Origin of the sequence: Thiorhodococcus fuscus, from assembly GCF_042682685.1 — a bacterium.
GTDB lineage: Bacteria > Pseudomonadota > Gammaproteobacteria > Chromatiales > Chromatiaceae > Imhoffiella > Imhoffiella fuscus.
In genome coordinates this window covers 1-940 of record NZ_JBHUHX010000072.1, presented here as the reverse complement: position 1 = coordinate 940, position 940 = coordinate 1, and the positions used below count along the sequence as shown (strand labels likewise).

General features: G+C 49.0%; 1 protein-coding gene. It reads left to right on the top strand.

The window, feature by feature from the left end; all coding sequences use genetic code 11:
• Nucleotides 1-940 (top strand): IS630 family transposase (locus tag ACFSJC_RS19995; protein ID WP_386029087.1); only part of this gene is annotated, 940 nt, incomplete at both ends.

The following is a 940-nucleotide window of genomic DNA, read 5'->3' as shown; positions in this document are numbered from 1 at the left end:
AAATTGCAGTTCATGCTGTCGAAGAAAATGGTTACAGTCCCGAAGATGTCATTAAAATATTCGGTTTAAGTCGTAGTACGATCTATGAGTGGCTCAAGCGTTTCCGCGCTCATGGCTATCCCGGACTTGATACAAAAAAGGCACCTGGTGCGGAAGCTGTGGTCACTGAAAAGATGCAGGCGTGGTTGAAGCGGACGGTTCTCGAGTCGACTCCTGAAGATTTCGGGTATGACACGACGCTTTGGACCTGCGAGTTGTTAGCGCAGCAGCTTTTCGAGCGTTTTGGCGTCCATGTCGTCGCCGCCACGATCAATCAGCATCTGCACAAATTGAATCTCACCTATCAGAAACCGGTGTTGATCCCTCGTGAGCAAGATCCCGCTGCTGTCGAGCATTTCGTCAACGAGGAATTCCCAAAAATTCAACGTTTTGCAAATAAGATTCAGGCCGATACCGGCTTTGAGGACGAGGCTGGCATCGATCTGCGTGAGCGCTCAGGCAAAACCTGGAGTGCGCGCGGTGTCCGACCTGAAGTATTTGTTACAGGCAAACGCGGTCGCTTGAATGTTCTTTCCGTTATCACGGCTCAAGGAGAGTTGAGATATCACGTAACAGAGAAGTCCATTGCCTCTAAAGAGTACATTCATTTTCTTAAGCAACTGATGGAGAAAAGAACGCGCCCACTGATTTTGATTGTGGATCGTGCGCCATTTCATCGTTCGCGAATGGTGCGTGAATTTGTGTGCAAGCATCGCCATCAAATCCGCCTGCATTATCTCCCAACATACAGTCCAGAGCGTAATCCCGATGAGCATGTCTGGGAAGAGATCAAGGACAAGCAACTTCGTCGGCAGCCGATCAAAAATAAGCGCGACCTGAAAAAGAGATTGCATTCAGCACTGAAGTCTCTGCAACATCGCACAGAGCGTGTCATCTCGTT